This window comes from Streptomyces sp. ITFR-6 (assembly GCF_031844725.1).
Taxonomy (GTDB): Bacteria; Actinomycetota; Actinomycetes; order Streptomycetales; family Streptomycetaceae; genus Streptomyces.
The window spans coordinates 4381713-4400438 of sequence record NZ_CP134612.1 but is presented as its reverse complement, the minus strand read 5'-3'; the positions used below and the strand labels follow the sequence as shown (position 1 = coordinate 4400438).

The 18726-nt window shown below is 66.6% G+C and carries 16 protein-coding genes and 1 pseudogene; 9 read left to right on the top strand and 8 right to left on the bottom strand.

Annotated elements, in window-relative coordinates; all coding sequences use genetic code 11:
• The first annotated feature begins 68 nt into the window (after positions 1-68).
• The gene (locus RLT59_RS20010; RefSeq protein ID WP_399125749.1) at positions 69-725 is read left to right on the top strand and encodes a MobC family plasmid mobilization relaxosome protein; all 657 of its coding nucleotides are present in this window, start codon (positions 69-71) and stop codon (positions 723-725) included.
• On the top strand, positions 722-2422 hold the full coding sequence (locus tag RLT59_RS20005; RefSeq protein WP_311304649.1) for a relaxase/mobilization nuclease domain-containing protein: 1701 nt from the start codon (positions 722-724) through the stop codon (positions 2420-2422). Before RLT59_RS20010 ends, RLT59_RS20005 begins: the two co-directional genes overlap by 4 nt.
• A 32-nt stretch (positions 2423-2454) precedes the next feature.
• Here RLT59_RS20005 and RLT59_RS20000 read toward each other — a convergent pair whose 3' ends face one another.
• A complete protein-coding gene (locus RLT59_RS20000) occupies positions 2455-3297 on the bottom strand; it encodes an NAD(P)-dependent oxidoreductase (RefSeq protein ID WP_311304648.1) in 843 nt (280 codons plus the stop codon).
• A gap of 300 nt (positions 3298-3597) precedes the next feature.
• Here RLT59_RS20000 and RLT59_RS19995 point away from each other — a divergent pair, with 300 nt between their 5' ends.
• From RLT59_RS19995 to RLT59_RS19975, 5 genes are all read left to right on the top strand, one after another.
• Positions 3598-4827, top strand: a complete 1230-nt coding sequence (locus RLT59_RS19995; protein WP_311304647.1) for a helix-turn-helix domain-containing protein — start codon at positions 3598-3600, stop codon at positions 4825-4827.
• A gap of 283 nt (positions 4828-5110) precedes the next feature.
• Entirely contained in the window at positions 5111-5329 is a 219-nt protein-coding gene (locus RLT59_RS19990) for a hypothetical protein (RefSeq protein ID WP_030578825.1), read from the top strand.
• Positions 5330-5632: 303 nt separating this feature from the next.
• On the top strand, positions 5633-6865 hold the full coding sequence (locus RLT59_RS19985; protein WP_311307793.1) for an SIR2 family protein: 1233 nt from the start codon (positions 5633-5635) through the stop codon (positions 6863-6865).
• A gap of 108 nt (positions 6866-6973) precedes the next feature.
• The gene (locus tag RLT59_RS19980) at positions 6974-8296 is read left to right on the top strand and encodes a UDP-glucose dehydrogenase family protein (RefSeq protein WP_311304646.1); all 1323 of its coding nucleotides are present in this window, start codon (positions 6974-6976) and stop codon (positions 8294-8296) included.
• A gap of 26 nt (positions 8297-8322) precedes the next feature.
• Positions 8323-8652 carry a MazG-like family protein gene (locus RLT59_RS19975; protein ID WP_311304645.1) on the top strand — a complete coding sequence of 110 codons (330 nt, stop codon included), beginning with the start codon at positions 8323-8325 and terminating at the stop codon, positions 8650-8652.
• Positions 8653-9186: 534 nt separating this feature from the next.
• Here RLT59_RS19975 and RLT59_RS19970 read toward each other — a convergent pair.
• The 4 genes from RLT59_RS19970 to RLT59_RS19955 form a co-directional block, all read right to left on the bottom strand.
• Positions 9187-9762 (bottom strand): hypothetical protein, encoded by a 576-nt coding sequence (locus RLT59_RS19970; RefSeq protein ID WP_311304644.1) that lies wholly within the window; start codon positions 9760-9762, stop codon positions 9187-9189.
• A 304-nt stretch (positions 9763-10066) separates the two neighbouring features.
• Positions 10067-10381, bottom strand: coding sequence for a hypothetical protein (locus RLT59_RS19965; RefSeq protein ID WP_311304643.1), 315 nt, complete (start codon positions 10379-10381; stop codon positions 10067-10069).
• 619 nt (positions 10382-11000) lie between these two features.
• The gene (locus RLT59_RS19960) at positions 11001-11561 is read right to left on the bottom strand and encodes a hypothetical protein (RefSeq protein ID WP_311304642.1); all 561 of its coding nucleotides are present in this window, start codon (positions 11559-11561) and stop codon (positions 11001-11003) included.
• Between the two features lie 27 nt (positions 11562-11588).
• Positions 11589-12044 (bottom strand): hypothetical protein, encoded by a 456-nt coding sequence (locus RLT59_RS19955; protein ID WP_037659046.1) that lies wholly within the window; start codon positions 12042-12044, stop codon positions 11589-11591.
• Between the two features lie 428 nt (positions 12045-12472).
• Between RLT59_RS19955 and RLT59_RS19950 the strand changes: the two genes are divergently transcribed.
• A complete protein-coding gene (locus RLT59_RS19950; protein WP_311304418.1) occupies positions 12473-13561 on the top strand; it encodes an IS630 family transposase in 1089 nt (362 codons plus the stop codon).
• Positions 13562-14467: 906 nt separating this feature from the next.
• Here the strand turns inward: RLT59_RS19950 and RLT59_RS19945 are convergent.
• Both RLT59_RS19945 and RLT59_RS19940 read right to left on the bottom strand, forming a co-directional pair.
• A pseudogene (locus RLT59_RS19945) lies at positions 14468-14900 on the bottom strand (tyrosine-type recombinase/integrase); the annotation flags it as partial.
• Positions 14901-15019: 119 nt separating this feature from the next.
• A complete protein-coding gene (locus RLT59_RS19940; RefSeq protein ID WP_311304641.1) occupies positions 15020-16846 on the bottom strand; it encodes a GmrSD restriction endonuclease domain-containing protein in 1827 nt (608 codons plus the stop codon).
• A 466-nt stretch (positions 16847-17312) separates the two neighbouring features.
• Between RLT59_RS19940 and RLT59_RS19935 the strand changes: the two genes are divergently transcribed.
• On the top strand, positions 17313-18104 hold the full coding sequence (locus RLT59_RS19935) for an IS5 family transposase (RefSeq protein WP_311304303.1): 792 nt from the start codon (positions 17313-17315) through the stop codon (positions 18102-18104).
• On the opposite strand, the gene RLT59_RS19930 is transcribed toward RLT59_RS19935, so the two are convergent.
• Positions 18061-18609, bottom strand: a complete 549-nt coding sequence (locus RLT59_RS19930) for a hypothetical protein (protein WP_311304304.1) — start codon at positions 18607-18609, stop codon at positions 18061-18063. The two genes, RLT59_RS19935 and RLT59_RS19930, sit on opposite strands and share 44 nt — an antisense overlap.
• Positions 18610-18726: the final 117 nt, after the last annotated feature.

The following is an 18726-nucleotide window of genomic DNA, read 5'->3' as shown; positions in this document are numbered from 1 at the left end:
GCCAACTGCTCGCCTCGGAATCGCCGGGGCGAGCACGGCTTCCCCTTCGTACGGTCAGAGAGCCCCTCATGCACGAACAGTCCACACACCCCCTCCCCCACGCCTCTCGGCACCTGACCTCCACCCCAGCCCCAGGCGGAGCAAGGTATGGCGTTGGACCGTCCAAGGGCCGGTCCAACGCAGGTTCCTCCGCCCCGGGGGTGGCGGAGGGTCTCGGGCACCAGGGGGCGCCCGAGCAGGATCAGCCCATCGACACCTCCAGCACTGCCGTGCCGCAACCGCGTGCCTCCGAAGCCGCCGCGCTCCACCGCGTCGCCCGCCGCCGCGACCGCAACGAGACCCAGCGCACCGCGCGCGTCGATGTCCGCTACAGCACCGAAGAGAAGGCGGACATCGTCGCCAAGGCCCGCTCGCTGAACATCGCCGCCGTCCACTACGTCGGTGCCGTCGTCATGGCCCACCTCGACGGGGACCTCGCCTTGCCCGGTCAACGCACCCCGCTCGACGACTACGTCGACGAACTCACCACAATCCGTGGCGAGGTCGCCAAGATCGGCCACAACATCAACCAGATCGCCAGGAAGCTCAACTCCGGCGACCTCCCTCACTCCGGCGACACCGCCACCCTGGCCCAGGCCGAACGCACCCTCGCCGCGGTCGGCACCGCCGTCCGCCACATTGCGGAGGCCACCAACCAAGCCGTCGCCACAAAGAGCCACCGATGATCGCCAAGATCAGCAGCGGCAAGAGCACGGCCGGCCTCATCCGCTACCTCTACGGACCAGGCCGCGCCAACGAACACACCGACCCCCACCTCGTCGCCTCCTGGGACGGCTACGCCCCCGACCCAGGCCGCGCCGACGACAGCTCGGCGGCCAGGAAGCAGCTCATCGACGACCTCGACCTGCGCGTCAAGCAAGCTGATCGACTGGGCCGCACCCCGAAGCAGCACGTGTGGCACTGCTCTCTCCGCGCGGCACCCGGTGACCGCATCCTCGAAGACGGCGACTGGGCGGACATCGCCCGTCGCGTCGTCGCGGCCACCGGCATCGCACCGGCGGACGACCCGGACGGCTGCCGCTGGATCGCCGTACGCCACGCCCCCGATCACATCCACATCGCCGCCACAAAGGTACGAGGTGACCTCCGCTCAGCACGTCACTGGAACGACTACCTCACCGCTGACCGCGAACTCGCAGCCATCGAGAAGGAATACGGGCTGCAACGGGTCATCCGCGGTGACCGCACTGCCGCCAAACGGCCCCAGCGCGCCGAACGGGAGAAGGCCCTGCGGAACGGCCATGCCAAGGCTGCCCGCGAACGCTTGCGCACCGTGGTCCGCACAGCGGCGGCTGCCGCCACCGATACCGACGAGTTCCTCGGTCTGCTCACCCACACCAAGGGAGTCCTCGTCGAGGTCCTGCACTTCCCCTCAGGAGAACCACGCGGCTACAAGGTGGCCCTGGAGAACGACCGGAACGCGAAAGCAGAACCGGTGTGGTTCTCCGGTTCCACGCTGGCGCCGGATCTCTCCCTCCCGAAGATCCAGAGCCGTCTCGCCGCAGCAGAGGTTCCATCGTCCGCCGAGGGGCGCCTCAGGCCGCACCCATGGCATCAAGCCACCGCAGCCACCGAGCGCATCCCCCACCACCTCGACCAGCCGGACGCCGGAGCCGCCCAGGCCCACCTGACCGCCTTCGGCGAAGCGCTCGACGCCGTAGCTCTGACCGCACCGCCGGACATTCGTACCGAACTCCGCTCAGCAGCCTCAGCTTTCGAGCGGGCGACCCGTTCGCGCGTCCGCGCCGAGCACCACCACGCTCGTGCTCTACGCGGCGCGGTCAAGGCGATGCTTCGCGAGCCGGCGCCGAAAGACGGAGCCGCCTTGGCGATGTTCCTCGACGCTGCGCTCCTCGCCGTCATCGCCGCCGCACGCTGGCACGACCGACGAGAGCACGAGCAACAGGTGGCCGCAGCCCACAAGAGCCTGCTCCACCTCCAGGCCGCCTACGACCACACGGCAGCCACGCCCCTCCTGGTCCTCGGCCAACGCCGACCGTCCCAGAATCTTGCGGACCAATACGTCCGCCTCATCCTCCAGGCCGCCCCGGCGCACGCCGATCAGATCCTCGCCGACTCTGCCTCGCAGGCGCTCACCACCGCATTGGCCGAAGCAGAGGCAGTGGGCCACGACCCCAAACGCCTGCTGCAGCAGGCAGCAGACGAACGAGCCCTCGACGACGCACGCTCCCCAGCACGCACCCTCACGTGGCGCGTACATCGGCTCTCGCAGAGGCCGGCTCCCAGTCGACGAGCTCTGGCGGCACAGGCTCGCAGCACCGGACTACGCCACGTGCCCTCGCCCGAACCTGCGGCGACGGCCCCACCCACCATTTCCGCGTCTCGCCCTCGGCGGAGGTGATCGTCCAGGGGCTACCCCTCAGCGTGAACAAATCAACGGCTCTTCTCTGACCGGAGCTGGGAGAGGGTGTGCACGACCGGCAAGTCGAACTGGTCCTTGTCCCGCTCCCAGTAGGCGAGCACCCGAGCCGTGGCTTCGGCCATGTCCGTGGGCAGGTCAGCCGCGCGGAGCGTATCGGCGACCTCTTCCATCTCGGGCGCCCAGCGCCAGGCTCGGGCTGCCACTCTCGGTAGATACTCCGGGTCGGAGAGGATCGCGGAGATCATGACCTCGGCTTCGGCTGTGAGCTGATCACCGACTCCATGGGCGTCGGCGAGCGCGTGAGCGACTCCGGCGAGGGTGCGGGCGGCCTTCTGGTAGCTGGAGAAGGCCATCTTCAGCGCGGAAGCGGAACCGACTGTGTCCCCGACGCGGCACACGTGCAGCGCAGAGTCCGTGAACAGCGACGCCACCAGCTCAACGGCAGAGTCGACCCCTGCGAGATAGAGCCGTGTGGCACGCCCCTCGCCCGGCGGCTGACCGAAAACGGCACCGTCGACAACTGCGGAGCCGGGGCGGGTCTCGTCAGCGATGCGCCGTACGCGTTGAGGGCTGATGGCGTTGACATCGACGTACACCCCCTCGAAACCGTGCGCGGCCACCGCCGCCGCAACGTCCTCCGCCGCCTGTGGTGGGCAGACCGAGAGAACGACCGCGCTTCGGGACAGCGCCTCCGCGAGCGAGTCGTACGCCGTGGCACCAGCCTCTCTCCCTCGGACCCAGGTGTTCTCACTGCGGCCCTTGCTCACCGACAGCACCTCATGGCCGCCGGCCACGAGCTCGGCGGTGATCGCCGCGCCCATGGTTCCAGGGTGGAGGACGGTCACGGTGATCACTGGCTGCCTCCGGCGGTGCGCGACGTGGAAAGTTCCTCACCCCCATGATCCGCTGTCGTTCGGCACCGGCGGCTTCGGAATCAATGCCTGATGGCCGTCCGGGCACTGATGGCGGACAGAAGTGCCTCCGGTCTCGGACTCGCCGTTCAAGACGGGACAGCGGTACACGGGCCGCGGCCCCGACGGTCCTTGCAGCTCGTCTCACGCTGAAGCCGCGTCATGGGTACCGTGCAAGAGACGAACTCTGTACGGACAGACCGGCGGCCGCGCCGGATCGTCCGGCGGCCGGGAGGTGTCCTGATGCTGGAGGAAGCCGAGGAGATCGGCAAGCGCGCTCGCAGGGCGAGGCTGCGGCTGGGCATGCCGCAGGCCGACCTGGCGACGGCCCTCGGGAAGTCGCAGGGCTGGGTGTCGAAGATGGAGCGTGGACTGATCGAGCTGGACCGGGTCGGCCTGCTCAACCAGGTGGCCGCAGAGCTGCACATTCATCCGAACGACCTGATCGGACGCCCGTACAGCAGCTCCCCCGACGACAGCCAGTGGCAGATCGCCGCCTCGTCGATCCTGCGCGAGCTACGTCGCTACGACCTCGTTCCCGTCTTCGGCGGGGTTCCCCGACCGGCCTCACAGCTATGGCGTGAGGTGACCCGGCTGCACCGCCTGCGGGACACCGCCTCCAACGTCGCGATCCTCCGAGTTCTCCCGGACCTGTTCCGGGAAGCGCGCGCCCTGGCGGAGGAATCGGACGGACACGAGCGGGAGGAGGCGTACGCCATTTACGCCGTGTGCTGCAAGTTCGCACACACCGCCGCACACGCCCTCGGACACCCTGAGCTGGTGGCCATGGCGTGCGAACGGGCCGCGTGGTCAGCCAGGTTGTCGGGAGACCCGGTGCTGCCTGCCGTCGCCGACTGGATGCGCGTCTGGGACATGTGGGCGACGGCTGACTGGGCCGACGCTCTGACCCTCTCGGACAAGGCGATCGCCTCGGTGCAACAGCCGTACGAGCACGGTGATCCGCTGGCCGTACGGGCTTGGGGCACGCTGCAGCTTCGAGCGGCCATCTCCGCCGCTCGGGCCAACCGTCCAGCGGAAGCGGAGGACCGGATCGGACACGCGAAGGACGCGGCGGAACGCATGGACGCGTACGTCGGCGCACCGGTGTACGACCGGCATTCGCTGACATTCTCCGCCGGGAACGTGCAGATCCACGCGATCAGCGTGGCTCTGGAAATGGGCAAGCAGGGCAAAGCTCTGGAGATAAACCGCCGCACCAGCCCGAGCCTGGTCGGGGCACTGCCCAACTCACGTCAGGGTCACCACCACATGGACGTGGCGCGGGCCTGGCTGTGGGACGGAAACCGGGCAAGGGCCCTCACCGAGCTGGAGACGGCTGAGCGGATCGCGCCGCAGCTCGTGCGGAACCACCCCATCGCCCGTTCAACGCTTCGCAGCATCGTCTACGCGGAACGAGCAGCCACGAGGGAGAAGCTGCGGCACATGTCCGACCGCTTTCACCTGGACGGATAGGGGTCGTATTCCTCCGGCTCATATTCGAGGCTCGTCCTGTTCCTAACTTCGGGGCATGACGCGACGACGTTCTTCTCATCTTCCTTCGCAGGGAGCCGAGTTAGGCACGGCGGCACCTTTCCGTCCACTGCTCGGCGACCTCGCCACGGACAGCGCTCGCGATGGCCGTGTGGGTGTCGTAGTCGCTCTCCCTGGTGAGGGCTCTGCGACGACGTTCCACCTGCGTCCGCCTGGTGGCGGGGTCCCCTGGTCCGCGCCCGCCGACGGAACGACGCTCCGTCCCGTGCCGGTGAGGGCCACCCACGCCACGCTCTCGGCCGGACGGGACGCGGTCTACGACGCGCGGGCCAGGCAGGGATCGGTTCCCATCGAGTTCCACTTGGATGACGGCTCGACCCTCGATGGCGCGCTCATCCTCACCTCTGCCGAGGTGGAGTGGCTGCACCAGCAGATCAGCCGCCTCGTCGACGTACACGAACGCGCCATCGGCGGCACCCCGTGACCGGGGATCGACGACGCCACGCCCGAAAAGCCGCGCCGCGCTCTGTACGCCCCGAAGGCGGAGGCATCGCGCTCACGCTTCTGGCGGTCGCCGGCCTGGTGGGCCCGGCCTGGGCACTGCGTGAGCAGGCCGCCCCGCTCCTCAACGGCCTCGGTCACCAGCCCGCCGCCGTCTCAACGGACGCGAGCCCGCCCTCCGACCGCTGACTCCGCTCCACTGTCCGGGTCGTTCACCCCACCTTCCCGGCCAACGGAGCCTGCCATGCACCCGGAACATCCAGGCGTGATTCTCCAGGGAGAGATCATGGACATCCCGTACATCGTCATCGACCAGCTCACCCCCGACCAACAGCAGGTCTGGAAGACCTACTTCGGCGACGCCGACCGACCCCGCTACATCGAGGAAGGCATCTGGCGTCGTACGCAGGAGAAGGCCACGGCCGAACAGAGCGGCTGGACGGCCGCCGACGACGCCCGGCGGCGGATCATCCACTACCGCTACCGGTACGGCCTGGTCCCCACCACCGCCGCGCCGGCCATCGGCCTGACCGACCTGTACCTCTACCACTCCGCTACCGCTCCAGCGGATGAGATCGACGCGCACCACGACGCCCTGTGGGACTCGCTCGCCACCGGCGGCTGGAAGGAGGCTCCTGGCGGATTCTTATGGACACGCCGGGATCTGAAGTGCCGGATCACCGAGCACGACGCCCACCCCCAGGACGTGGCGGCGGGCCGTACCCTCCCCGTCGGCTACCGGAGCCTGGACGTGCAGATCGCCTCGGTGTCCTACGCACCGCCGCCCGCTGTCCGGCAGCTGCCGTGGAACGTCCTCTCCACCGGGATCAGGTGCAAGGACCGACCCGGTACACCGACCCGCGTACCAGACCTGTCCGTCCTCGCGGACCTGCTGCCGTTCCAGGTGGAGATCGGCTGCGGTACGTCGGTCGAGGCGGGTATCCCGCCCCTGCACCGGCTCCACGAGATCTACCGGGTGACCGACCGCCAGGGCCACGAGCCTCGGGAACACCGCTTCACCCTCTCCCCGACAGCGGACACGCTCCTCCACGAGGTTCTTACGGAGCCGGAGGAGAAGACTGCGGAGTTCGTGGAGATGTTCCGCGCCTGCTTCCTGGCCGAACCGACTCCGGCAATGTGGGCGCTGAAGGAACTGAAGGACGCCGGTCACCTCGTCGGCCCGGTCATCACCAACAACTTCGACGTGCTCGCGGCGCGCGCCGGGCTCGACGAGTGCTTCATGCGCCGCTACGACCAGGCCGTACCCGACGTCGAGTGGGTGGACGGCGCCAAGGCCCTCCTCGTCGTCGGCCTGCACGCCGACCGACGCAAGGTCCAGGCACGCGCCCGCGCTCGCGGCATGCAGGTCGTCTACCTGGACCCGGAGGGCTTCTGGCGCGACGGCCAGTTCATGCCGTACCCGCTGGAAGGGCCCCAGGATGGCGACCTGGTGTGCCGGGCGACCGCCGCCGAGGCACTGCCCGCCCTCGTCAACCTGCTCAAGCAGCAGACTGGTTGAGCCACCTGCACGAAGAGGGCCGCGCCGGGTGTTGGCGCTAGCGTGACGCACCCGGCCGGCCCGGACTTCCCTGGGCGGGCGAGAGGCAAGGAAAGGAGCGTCGACCCCATGCGCGTATCCGTCATCGGTTGTGGTCACCTGGGCATTCCCCACGCCGCTGCCATGGCCGAGATCGGCCACGAGGTCATCGGCGTGGACCTGGACCAGGCGAAGATCGACCGCCTCAACGCCGGCGAGTGCCCCATCTACGAGGACGGCCTGCCCGAACTCCTCAGCACCCACACCGCCACTGGACGGCTGCGGTTCACCACGAGCCTCGCAGAGGCGGCCGAGTTCGCCGACATCCACTTCCTGGCCGTGGGCACGCCGATCGACGCGGACGGGCGGAGCTACGACACCGGGCAGGTCTTCGGTGCCGCCCGCGCCCTCGCCCCGCACCTGACCCGCCCGACCGTCATCGTCGGGAAGTCCACGGTCACCGTCGGCACCTCCCGTGACCTCGGCGCTCTCCTGGCCCGGCTCTCTCCGGCCGGTGAGGACGTGGAGGTGGTCTGGAACCCCGAGTTCCTGCGCGAGGGCCACGCCATCGACGACACCCTGCGCCCCGACCGGATCGTCGTCGGCGTCCCCTCGGCCCGCGCCGAGGACGCGGTACGCCAGGTCTACGCACCCCTCCTGGCGAGCGGCATCCCGCTGTTCGTGACCGACCCCGCCACCGCCGAACTCATCAAGGGCGCCGCCAACGCCTACCTCGGCATGAAGATCTCCTTCATCAACGGCGTCGCCGACATGTGCACCGCAGCCGGAGCCGACGTCCAGCAGCTCACCGAGGCCATCGGCCTGGATCCCCGTATCGGCCGCGGCGGCCTGAACGCCGGCCCCGGCTACGGCGGCGGCTGCCTCCCAAAGGACGTCCGCGCCTTCACCGCCTCCGCCCGCACCCTGGGTGCCAACGAGGCAGCGACCATGCTGCGTGCGGCAGAGGAGGTCAACGAATCCCGACCCACCGCCGCGCTGAAGCTCATCGAGCAGACGCTCGGCCGCCCCGTCGACGGCGTACGCATCACCGTCTGGGGCGCTTCCTTCAAGGCCGGTACCGACGACGTCCGCGAATCCCCGGCCCTGGCGATCGCCGCACTGATGCACCAGCGCGGCGCGACCGTCACCGTCCACGACCCGCACGCCGTGCCCACCGCACTGCGCCGCCACCCCGAACTCGACTACTGCGAAAGCCTCGAAGTCTCCCTCGCAGCAGCCGAGCTGATCGTCCTGGCCACCGAATGGCCCCACTTCCGCGAGGCCGACCCCGAGGCCCTTGCCCCACTGGTCGCGGACCAGGTCCTCGTCGACCTCCGCAACCTCATCGACGCCGACGCCTGGCGCATGGCCGGATGGACCGTACGCCAGCTCGGACGCCCCGCACAGGAATAGCCGAACCCATCGATCGGAGGTCCGACGTGGACACCCTGTGGGACAACATCGAGAAGCTCTCCGCCGTCTGCCGAGCGGCCGGCGCCCACCTCCCCGACGAGGAACTCAAAGCCCTCCAGATCGGCAAGGTCGCCGAGGAAGCCGGCGAGGCCATGCACGCCCTCCACGGCCTGAAGGACCTCACCACCTGCGACGACGACCACACCTGGTCCGAAGTCCAGAACGACCTGGCCGGCTCCGTCATCGCAGCGCTCCTGGCCATGCACTACATCGACCCCACGGGCGCCCGCGCCACCTTCGACGAAATCCTCCACCGCCGGACGCGAAGGGGCCGTGAGGCCGCTGCTGCGGCCTGACAGCCTCCGGATGTGGCCGTCGACCTCCGGTTGGACGCGGGCGCGGCGGCCACGTCCGGCGCACAAGCTGCGCCGGGCACCTGCTCCCAGCGTGGTAGAACTTTCCCTACTTCATCAAGCACCCGGCTGCGCTCCGCCGGGCGGGATTCCCAGCTCCGCTGGGGCGCCGCTGCCTCCGGCCCGCTCCGCCGACGCCCGCCCCTGCTGTGGGATAGGCCCAGAGGCGTAAGTCCGAGTTCCCGATGCCCGCGGTTGCTCACCGTCACCGACGCGCCTCCGGCGGGGGCGCAATAAGCCCAGGATGGGCAGGGGCTCCGTGGGCGCTTAGTGCCGGCCGTGGGATGCCGCGATAGGGAACTCTCATGCCGTCTGCCGTCGAACCAGGCTAGCCGAGCGACCGCGCTGCGTGGGGCCACGGCAGATGGGATGAGAGTCGGGGGAGCGCGCAGTTTCACCTCAGCCTTCGCCCGCGCCTCACAGGATCTAACCAACTTAGTTCAGAAGACTGCGAAGTGTCATGAAGGCGCCCGCCTGTCAACCCCAAGATTTCCATTTATCGAATGCGGCCTGATTTTCGTCGAGGATCTCCTCGTAGTTCAGATTTCGTGGAGTTACGCCCCATTGGGTAATCATATTGAATACGACACTCTCGAATGTCATCCGCCCGGTCCTGAGGTGATGCTTCTTCTTAATCAGGCCAGAAGGATTCAGGGCCGCACTTCCGATATGACAGTGCGGGTACTCCACATCACTGGAGCCACTCGGGTTCCAATGCCAAGCAATTTGCTCCTCATCCTCGCTCGACGAGAGGCTATACATGTAGCCCTGAGTTGAAACTTTATACCGATCAGCCGTTCCCACAGGCTGACCTAGAACGTTCTTCTCCTGTCTCGCAACGGTGAACTTGATGGACGCTTCAAGGAAGATCTTGTTGTCCGGTATCTTGAAGCCGACTGGATCCCCCCTGTTCAGCAGGACAGTGTGAGTCTCCCCAACCGGATCGCCCTTGAAGGAGCTGCACACCCACTGCGACATCGTGATGCAGGAAGAGGCAGCCCTCAACGGCTCCATAAACGCCTCAACGGCGGCGCGAGGTGTCCTACCGGGCATTTTTCCTGCGCAGGCCGAACGAACGGAAGGAGGTCAGCTACCTCTTGAGCCTTCACGTTTTCCGTATCGCCAGAGTACTCCCCTGAATCCCAGCGTCGAATAAATTCCTCTCCGGAAATTCCAAGCTTCCTGCGTGCGGCTCGATCCAAGATTTCAGCCCCCTCCGCATAGTCCACCTCAACTACCTCGGGAAGGATAGCGACCAGATGCGCTCGAGAGTTCAGCGAAGATTGCCTACCTGACACTTCCAGGGATTCGCTGGAGGCGCTCGTAGTCGACTCGAGGGACACGGCGTACGTCGAGGTCACTTCTCTCCCTCCTGAGCATCGAACTTAGCGGCCGTCTTTTGGAGGACTTCGATTAGTTCATCGAGATGCCTCCGGGAAACCGCAAGGCGGGTAATCCCCCGTACGGGAACGTAGCTAATCTTTTTGGCTTGATCGCGAACCCGTTCTTGATCCCCCATCAAGACAGGAGGCGTCGCTGTGCCGAAGCTCAGAAAGACATGATCTTGATCAATCTGAGTGAGCACCTGGTTCGAGCTGAGCAGGGGCAAGTCATCAAGGCCCACCCACAGTAGCGGGACCTTGACTGCCCTCTCCGTATCGTTGTCTCCCATGTCTGCCATCGTGGCATGGTCCGCTGACATTCGATATGGGGATGTCGACGATGTCAGCCATCCGGCTGGCCAACCCGATCGCATGTGCAGCAGGTCCGCAAGGAGTAGATCGCAGCCTAACTGTGGTCGAGGCGAGCGCTGAGGGCAGTCATCACTCTCCTGAGCTGCGAGGAAGGCTTCTTCGTGCGAGCCCTCCCGAGTCGTGTTCCTTGCTGTGCGCTTGTGTGCGCCTTCCCGGCCTGAGCCGTCAGCAGGATGCTGTCCCGTTCTGTGCGGGCCTGGGAAGAGAAGGGAGAGAGCATGACTCAGCCGAGGTGTGAGGCCGGTGTAGGCGGCTGGCTGACCTGGGCAAGTGGTCAGTGCTGGGGACATCAAGGAGGGTGGACGGCTCGCGCACAGGCGGACCGTAAGAGGTAGGTAGCCGAAGCGAAGAAACAGGAGCTTCGGAAGAGGAAGTGGTCGTGGTAGTGACCAGTGGCTGACATCAACGGCAGTGAACACGGCGGGTTGCAGGCGGTTGGTAGTGACAGAGGGCCCCTCGACTCACGGGCGAGCGCGGCCAACCTGTTCGCTGGCCGTGGCCGGACCGGTAGCTTCCGCCCAAAGCGGTCGCATCGAACTACCTGTTGCCACTCCAACCGCCGAGCCTGCCGCTCGCACGTTGCATGAAGCTCTCGAACGCAGCCTCCGCGTCATTGAGGCTCATCAATGACGCAAAGTTGCTGGCCTCAGCATTGGACACCGCTTCCTCGTTGCCTCGGCCCCAAGCGTACATGTGGGGTCCGACCGCCTGGACGGCCTGCTTGGCGGCTTCCAGCACTGGGAGCGACGGCGCATCTCCACCGTCCAGAAGCGAGATTCTGCGATGCCGCAGCTCAAGATCGCGACACAAGGACTCCGAGCGATACACCATGTCCCGGTACTCATGGAAACTCCTCACGATCCAGAGCGAGGTCGCCACCCGCAGGATCTGCCCTTGGAGTGCTTCCCACACGGTGCAGAAGCCCTCGTAAGCCTGGTACCGCTCCGAGAGCAGCGCTGAGGTGCTTGCTGTGATCCTTAGCTGCTGGATGTCTCGCGCCTGCACCACGGGCCCGTGCACTGTCGAGCCATCAAGCCCGTTCGCCGCTTGGACCGTCTTGTGCTGAACGGCCGGCTGCTCTCTGCGAGATGAGTCCACGCTCAGATGTTAAGGCCCAATACGAAATCACACCTGAGTACTGCCCCAGCCTCCTTCGGGAGGCGGCCCGAAGCTGAGCGAACCCACACTCCCGACCTGGACCACGGGACCATGCTGCACACCCCCACTGATCGTGTTGTGCACATCCGCAAACTGTGGATCGTCTCGCCTTGGTGAAAGTTCATCGAGTACTGACTGAAGTTCAGAAGCAGCGGTCGGGTTGGCGATCAAGGTACGTCGCAGCCGTGTGCGCCATCCCGCCTCGACGTCCAGAACCGTCTGCTCGTCACCGGCCTCCAACGCGGCCGTAAGCTCTCCGCGCGAGGTCTCCAGCTCGCCTTCGATCACGATTCCTTCGCCACCCCCGCGGCGCGCGAAGAACAAGGCGATCCGATCACGGGCCTGTGCCCACGAGTCAGTCGCCATCTGCTGAACGAATGCCGTTGCACCCGCGGCAGCGAGTGCCATCAACTCGGCTTCCATGCAACCCCCTTGCTAGCAATCGAGTCAGCTACCCTACCCGTGGCACTCAACGATTGCAGACCGACAACTACCGTACGTTGTACCCTCCCGCCGTACACGAGTGATCCTGGTGACCGTGGCACCTCCCCGCACGACTGCGCCTCCCGCGCCCAACGCGCCGCACCCCTGTGCACGAGAGTCTGCCCCCCCCAGCAACCACCTCAGATGATGAGTCAATGCTCGTAGGTGGACAGCAACCCGATTCCCGCGAGACAGGCCGGAACAACGGTTGCCCAGGCCCCGCCCTCGGTCCTGGCCCACAGAGCTCCTGACGGAATCGCGACGAAGAGGACAACCCAGCACAGGAGCCGGAACCTCCTCCGCGAACGGGCGAGCTGAGCAGCTAGTGTCCTGAGTCGTTAGTTCGCGTGCGGTTGTAGAGTGTGGCGATGCCTGGTCCGAAGCCGTTGTCGCTGGAGCTATCCGATCACGAACGCAGCGTGCTGCGGGGCTGGTTACGCAAGCAGACGGCGTCGCAGGCACTGGTGCTGCGGTCGAGGATTGTGCTGGCGTGTGCAGAGGGCCGGTCGAACGCGCGGGTCGCGGACGACCTGGGTGTCTCGCGGGAGACGGTGCGCAAGTGGCGGTCCCGGTTCGCCGCGGACCGGCTGGAGGGTCTGGTGGACCGGCCGCGTTCGGGTGCACCGCGGAAGATCACGGATGAGCAGGTCGAAGCCTTGGTCGCCAGGACGCTGGGCCAGAGCCCACCAACAGGCGATTCGCACTGGTCGACACGTTCGATGGCCCAGGCCCAGGGCATGTCGCAGTCGGCCGTCTCGCGGATCTGGCGGGCGTTCGGCCTCAAGCCCCACATCGTGGAGACGTGGAAGCTGTCGACCGATCCGCAGTTCGTGACCAAGGTCCGTGACGTGGTGGGCATTTACCTGTCGCCGCCGGAGAACGCGCTGGTCCTGGCAGTGGACGAGAAGTCGCAGATCCAGGCCCTGGACCGAACCCAGCCCGTCCTGCCGATGGCACCGACTACGCCGGCGAAGATGACGCACGACTACGTCCGGCACGGCACGACCAGCCTGTTCGCCGCCCTCGACATCGCCTCCGGATCAGTCATAGCCCAGCACTACCGCCGCCACCGCCACCAGGAGTTCCTCCGCTTCCTGAAGGTCATCGACGCCGCCGTCCCCAAGGACCTCGAACTTCACCTGGTCCTGGACAACTACGCCACCCACAAGACCGAACCGGTCAAGAAGTGGCTGCTGCGGCACCCCCGCTTCCACCTGCACTTCACCCCCACCTCGGCGTCCTGGCTCAACCTCGTCGAGCGCTGGTTCGCCGAGCTGACCTCCCGCAAACTCCGCCGCTCGGCCCACCGCAGCGTCATCGAACTCGAACGCGACATCCGCCGCTGGATCAACGAGTGGAACAAGAACCCCAAGCCGTTCGTCTGGACGAAGACCGCCGACGACATCCTCGACACACTCGCCGCATACTGCACACGAATTAACGACTCAGGACACTAGAGCCTCGCGTCGGCGCCTCTGAGCATCCTCGGCCGCCCACTGGTCCTGCGTGCGCCCCCGAAGGCGTGCCAGGAACGCAGCATGGTCAGCATCGTGCGCCCCGGCGGGTGACGCAACGTTCACGTTGAGGTCTCCATGTACAGTGCCCGCCTGCACAACAGGACCATCAACGCGACCACGCAACTCGTTGTGCACATAGGGCTGTTCGCTCATTCACTGAATATACGCGAGCGTCCAAAGAGATCACTTTTGGACTGCGCCTGCCTTGCCCAACCAGACTCACCGCACGGCTCCGTGATCCGCCGGGCCGAATCATTCCACAGCACAGCCGCAGGCCCTACAAGCATCCCAAAAGCGCACTCACCACCACAGGGAGACCCTCCCAAGCCGAGACACGATGAGGACTCATGAGTCGGCGAGTGCGTACGGCTTGCCACCCGCGACCCGGGCGAAAAGCCAAGCGAACGCGAGGAGCGGGACATAATCACCGCAAGGAAAATGCTGCCCACGGCCACCGTCACATGGTCCGATCGACTGTACTGGTGCTGCGCCGAAGCCCGCGCGAAGATTTTCGGCTCCGCCGGCACCCCCCAAGGGCTGGGACGCTGTGTCAGCGAGCGCGTCGAAACCGTCGTCCCGGACTCGGAACGGCTCTCGGCCTGAATCGTCGCACCGCCCACCCGTGTGCCCCATCCGTGCCCAGCGGAGCGGACAACAGCGGTCAGGTACGGTCCCCAGAGCCCCTAGCCCTACATCTCGAGCAATGCGAAAGCGCAGGTCGGGGCGCCTTCAGCGGTCCAAGAACCGTTGCTTCCCAAGCTCAAAGCGCGAGTTCGATTCTCGTCACCCGCTCCATGAAAAAGCCCCAGGCCAGCGGCCGGGGGCTTCTTTGTCGTCTGGACCAGTTCAGGTATCTCGTGCCATATCCGTGCCAGATGCCCGGTCATCCGCCGCTTCACGCCGGGCCCGCACGAGCTGGTCGAGGCCGGCCGCCACCTCACGCTGCCGCTCCAGGTCCGAATGCTGATAGATCAGCGCGGCCCCCTCGGTCGACTGCCCCGCGCGCACCATCGCGTCCTTCAGCGTGGCCCCGGACCGAGTCGTCAGGGTGCGCCCGGTGTGACGAAGGTCGTAGAAGCGGAAGCCGTCGGGAAGGCCCACCTTCGAGCGAGCCGCGCGCCACTTCCGCCCGAAGGTGGACCGGCGGAACGGCTTGCCACTCTCTTGACGAACAGCAGGCCGTCCGCTCCTTCTCGGCGTACCGGCTCATGTGCCGCTGAAGGTCATTCCGCAGGAACTTCAGCAGCACGACCACGCGCTTACCGGACTCAGGTCTCGTGCACTCTTGTCCGTGGCCGGCCCCGCCCGTACGTCGGCTGCGACTGACGGCAAGGAGCCCGATCAGCGAGTAGTCGATACGGCTCGGGCAGAGAGGCCGCCACGGCACCCGGCGGATATTCAGTCTTCGTCGCCCTCGTCCACCACACCGGTTGCGGGATATCCGTCTTCAGTGACGACCGCCTTGCCAGTGGCCGTCTCGATGGCCTCGACCAGAGCATGCTGCCGTGCTTCGAAAAAGCCCGCAAAGTCATCCTTGGCGAGCAGCGCAGGATCAACCAGATGGGTACGAATGTGGTTGGCCACGGTGTCCGCGTCCACCTCGGCGCTCTTCGCGAGCCTGGGGAGGTAGGCAGAGGGCGCTGTCCCGCCGATGATGCGGTTGGTGCGTCCGGTCAGCGGGGTCTTGTTGACGATTGAGTTGTAAGTGCCCCGGGCGATGTTCTCCCGCTCGCACCACGCCTGCGGAAAGATGTGGTGGATGTCCACGGCCTCCGCGAAGTACTCGGTGATCTCGGTCTTCTCACCAGTCCGCCAGTCGACGGCGCCTTCCTTCATCAGAAGTGCGTAGATCCCCTTGTAGGCGGCGCTGTTGCGGGTGCGCAATGTCAGCAGGCGGCTCTCACTGAACCGGGCGTCGCGGATGGTGCGAGGTTCGGCCCAAGTGCCGCGCACCCAGCCCACGGTTTCGGGGAGGTCGTGGCTGAACCTGGTCTCCGTCGAGCCGCCGTACAGCTCGCCGAACACACCGCACCAGTACCAACGGGCCAGCTTCTGCTGTGCACCGGCCGGTTCGGCCTGTTCGCCGAGCGTGCTGAGGATCGCGGCGAGAGGGATCAGCTGGGTGCCGTAGGGGAGGAACTTGGTGTCGAAGAGGTACTGCTGGCGGAGAAACTTGGCCGCGTCCTTGAAGCCTTTGACGACCAGTGGTGCGTAGCGGCGGTACTCGTCCAGACCCAGTTCTAGAATGTCCTTGCGCTTGCAGCCGATTCGCGGCAGACGCTCTTCGTCAATCCCGACGGTAGCGGCATCAGCGCGCCGGGCAGCCGTTGCCATCAGGGTGACTGCCTGCAGGAAGTCGGTGTTGGCAACCTCTTTGAGGACGCGGTACTCCGGCGCCTTCCACGCGGCCCGGACCACATTGTTCCAGTGGTCGCGCAGGTCGAACTCTTCGGCGGCATATGTGGCGGTGAGTAGCTCGAAGACTGTGAGGGTGACGCCGCCGGTGTTGACCTTTTCGAAGACCTGGCAGACAGCCTGTCTCTCGGTCTGCTTCCCCAGTTCGATTACCGGCACCTGGTAGAGCTCGAAGGGGCGGACGAACGCCTCCTCGAAGTCCCGCCACCACTTGCGGCCGTCCTGCCCCTGATCCTTCCAGTAGTCCTCGTAACCGTAGCTCCAATCACGGTTGGAAAAGAGCTGGGAGAGTGGGAAGAGCCGGGCCGCGTATTCCTTCTCCGGGGTCGAGTAGTCCTCGATGAGATCGCCACGGAAGCTGCGGACCACCCGGTCCGCCGGCAGAAGGCGGACTGCGTCTTCACGGTCCGCCTGAGGCTCGAGAGCCTTGACCATGTCGACGTAGAACCAGCCGGTGATCCGCTGCTTACGCTGGTTCTGTGTCTCGACCGGCTTGCCGAGCATGAGCGACTGGAAGAGCGAGGTCATCCGCTGCTGGCCGTCGAGAATCAAGGTGTCCGGTTCGGTGCCCGGTGGCGGAGTGGCGCCCTCAACCGGGCGACACTTGAAACGGACGTCACCACCGGTCTGCAACAACATGAGGGTGCCGACCGGGTATCCACGAGAGATCGAGGCGAGCAGGCCGATGATGTTGTGATCCGGCCACACCCAGCCGCGCTGGAACTCCGGTAGCTGTGCTTCGCCCTCGGCCACTCGCCGCAGCAGTTTGACCAGCTGAATCTTGTCGATCCCGAATGCTTGCTCAGTCACGACCCACCCCCTTCTCGACACTGAACGCTGCCGCGAGGTTACCGGTGGTGGGGTGAGCACGAGGTCAGTGCTGAAAATTCAAGCTGCCAGGGGGTGGCGCCTGCCCCCTCGCCAAGGGCCGTCGCGCTGCGTCGGCTCAGGACCGATACACGTCTCCTCTTGCCCCAGGTGGCCGGAGTGGTGACTTTGAGGGAGCTTTAGTAGCTGTTGTCGTTCCGATCGTGCGGGGTGGGCGTCGAACGGGAGTCTCGATCGGGTGACCGTGGCCGGCTGCGGGCATGAAGGCAGGGCCTCTTGGTAGCTCGGGGTTGCGAAGCCAACCGAGATCCAGGAGACCCTGTTGCCGCAGTTGTACGTGCTCGCGCCGGTGGAGTTCAACTCGGCTGCTCTGTCGTGTGATTGTGTCGCTCACCGGTTCGGGAATGCGGCCGACCATCCGGAGCGTGTTCGGCGGTATCCCTCGGACATGACGGACGCGGAGTGGGCCGTGGTCCGGCCGCTGCTGCCGGTGCCGGGCTGGCTGCGAGGTCGGGGCGGGCAGCCGGAGGCGTACTGCCACCGGGCGATGCTGGACGCGATCCGCTATCTGGTCGACAACGGGATCAAGTGGCGGGCCATGCCGGCCGACTTCCCGCCGTGGGACCGGGTCTATGCGTTCTTCCGCCGCTGGCGCGACCACGCGCTGGTCAGAGAGTTCCACGACCGGCTGCGCGGCCGGGTCCGCGAGGAGTCGGGGCGAGATGCGGAACCGACGGCCGGCGTGATCGACTCGCAGTCCGTCAAGGCGGACGCCGTCGTCGGCGCCGACAGCCGCGGCTTCGACGGCGGCAAGCTGATCAACGGCCGCAAACGGCACGTGGTGGTCGACACCCTCGGCCTGCTGCTGGGCGTGATGGTCACCGCGGCGGACATCGGCGACCGCGCCGCCGCGAAGGTGCTGCTTGAGCGGGTGACCGACGCTCACCACCGGCTGGAACTCGTCTGGGCCGACGGCGGCTACACCGGCAGCCTCGTCAAGCACTGCCTGGCCGCGCTCGCGCTGGTCCTGGCGATCGTCAAGCGGAGCGACGACATGCGCGGCTTCGTGGTGCTGCCCAAGCGGTGGATCGTCGAGCGGCTCTTCGCCCACCTGATGCGAAGCCGCCGTCTGGTGCGTGACTTCGAACGATCCATTAGCAGCGCCGAGGCGATGATCTACTGGTCGATGACCATGATCATGACCCGCCGCCTGGCCCGCTCACGCTCCGCGCGAGGGTGAACCGGCCCGGTGCCGACTCGGCCAGCCAGCCCCGCGCGACCAGGCGTTTCGCCTTCGACCGCAGCCCCTCCACCTTGGCAGGCACCACGTCCAGGCCGAACGCAGTGGCCATCTCCTGACAGGTCAGCGGCCCTTGACCGAGACGGCCCCGATCCTCGATCGCGGCCAGGATGCGCTGGTAGTCCACCGACAGTGCCGTCCCGGCCAGCCCCTCGCGCCACATCGGAACCTGCGACCTCGCCTTCACCACCAGAGGTGCAGACGCCTCCACCTCGGTTCCCGTCACAACACCCTCCGGCACGTCAATGGCGCCCACGCCGGCTGAGTCACCGCCCGGCGCGGACAGCACCGCACCGACACGCTCGCGGGCGATCGTCCACTCCGACCACTCCTGCTCGGCCACCGCGAGCTCGGCCTGGATGCGGTCCGCTTCCTCACGCAGCCCGTCCACACGACGACGAGCGGCAAGCTCGTGCTGTTCCAGCAGTCCGACAACCGACGGCATCCACGGCCTCCACGAGAGCGACGAAACGACACCCCATCACTCCCACACCGACGCCGCCCCTACCCCTGACCAGCGAAAACACAGTCGTCAGACTCGGAAAGACAACAGCGTCTTAAA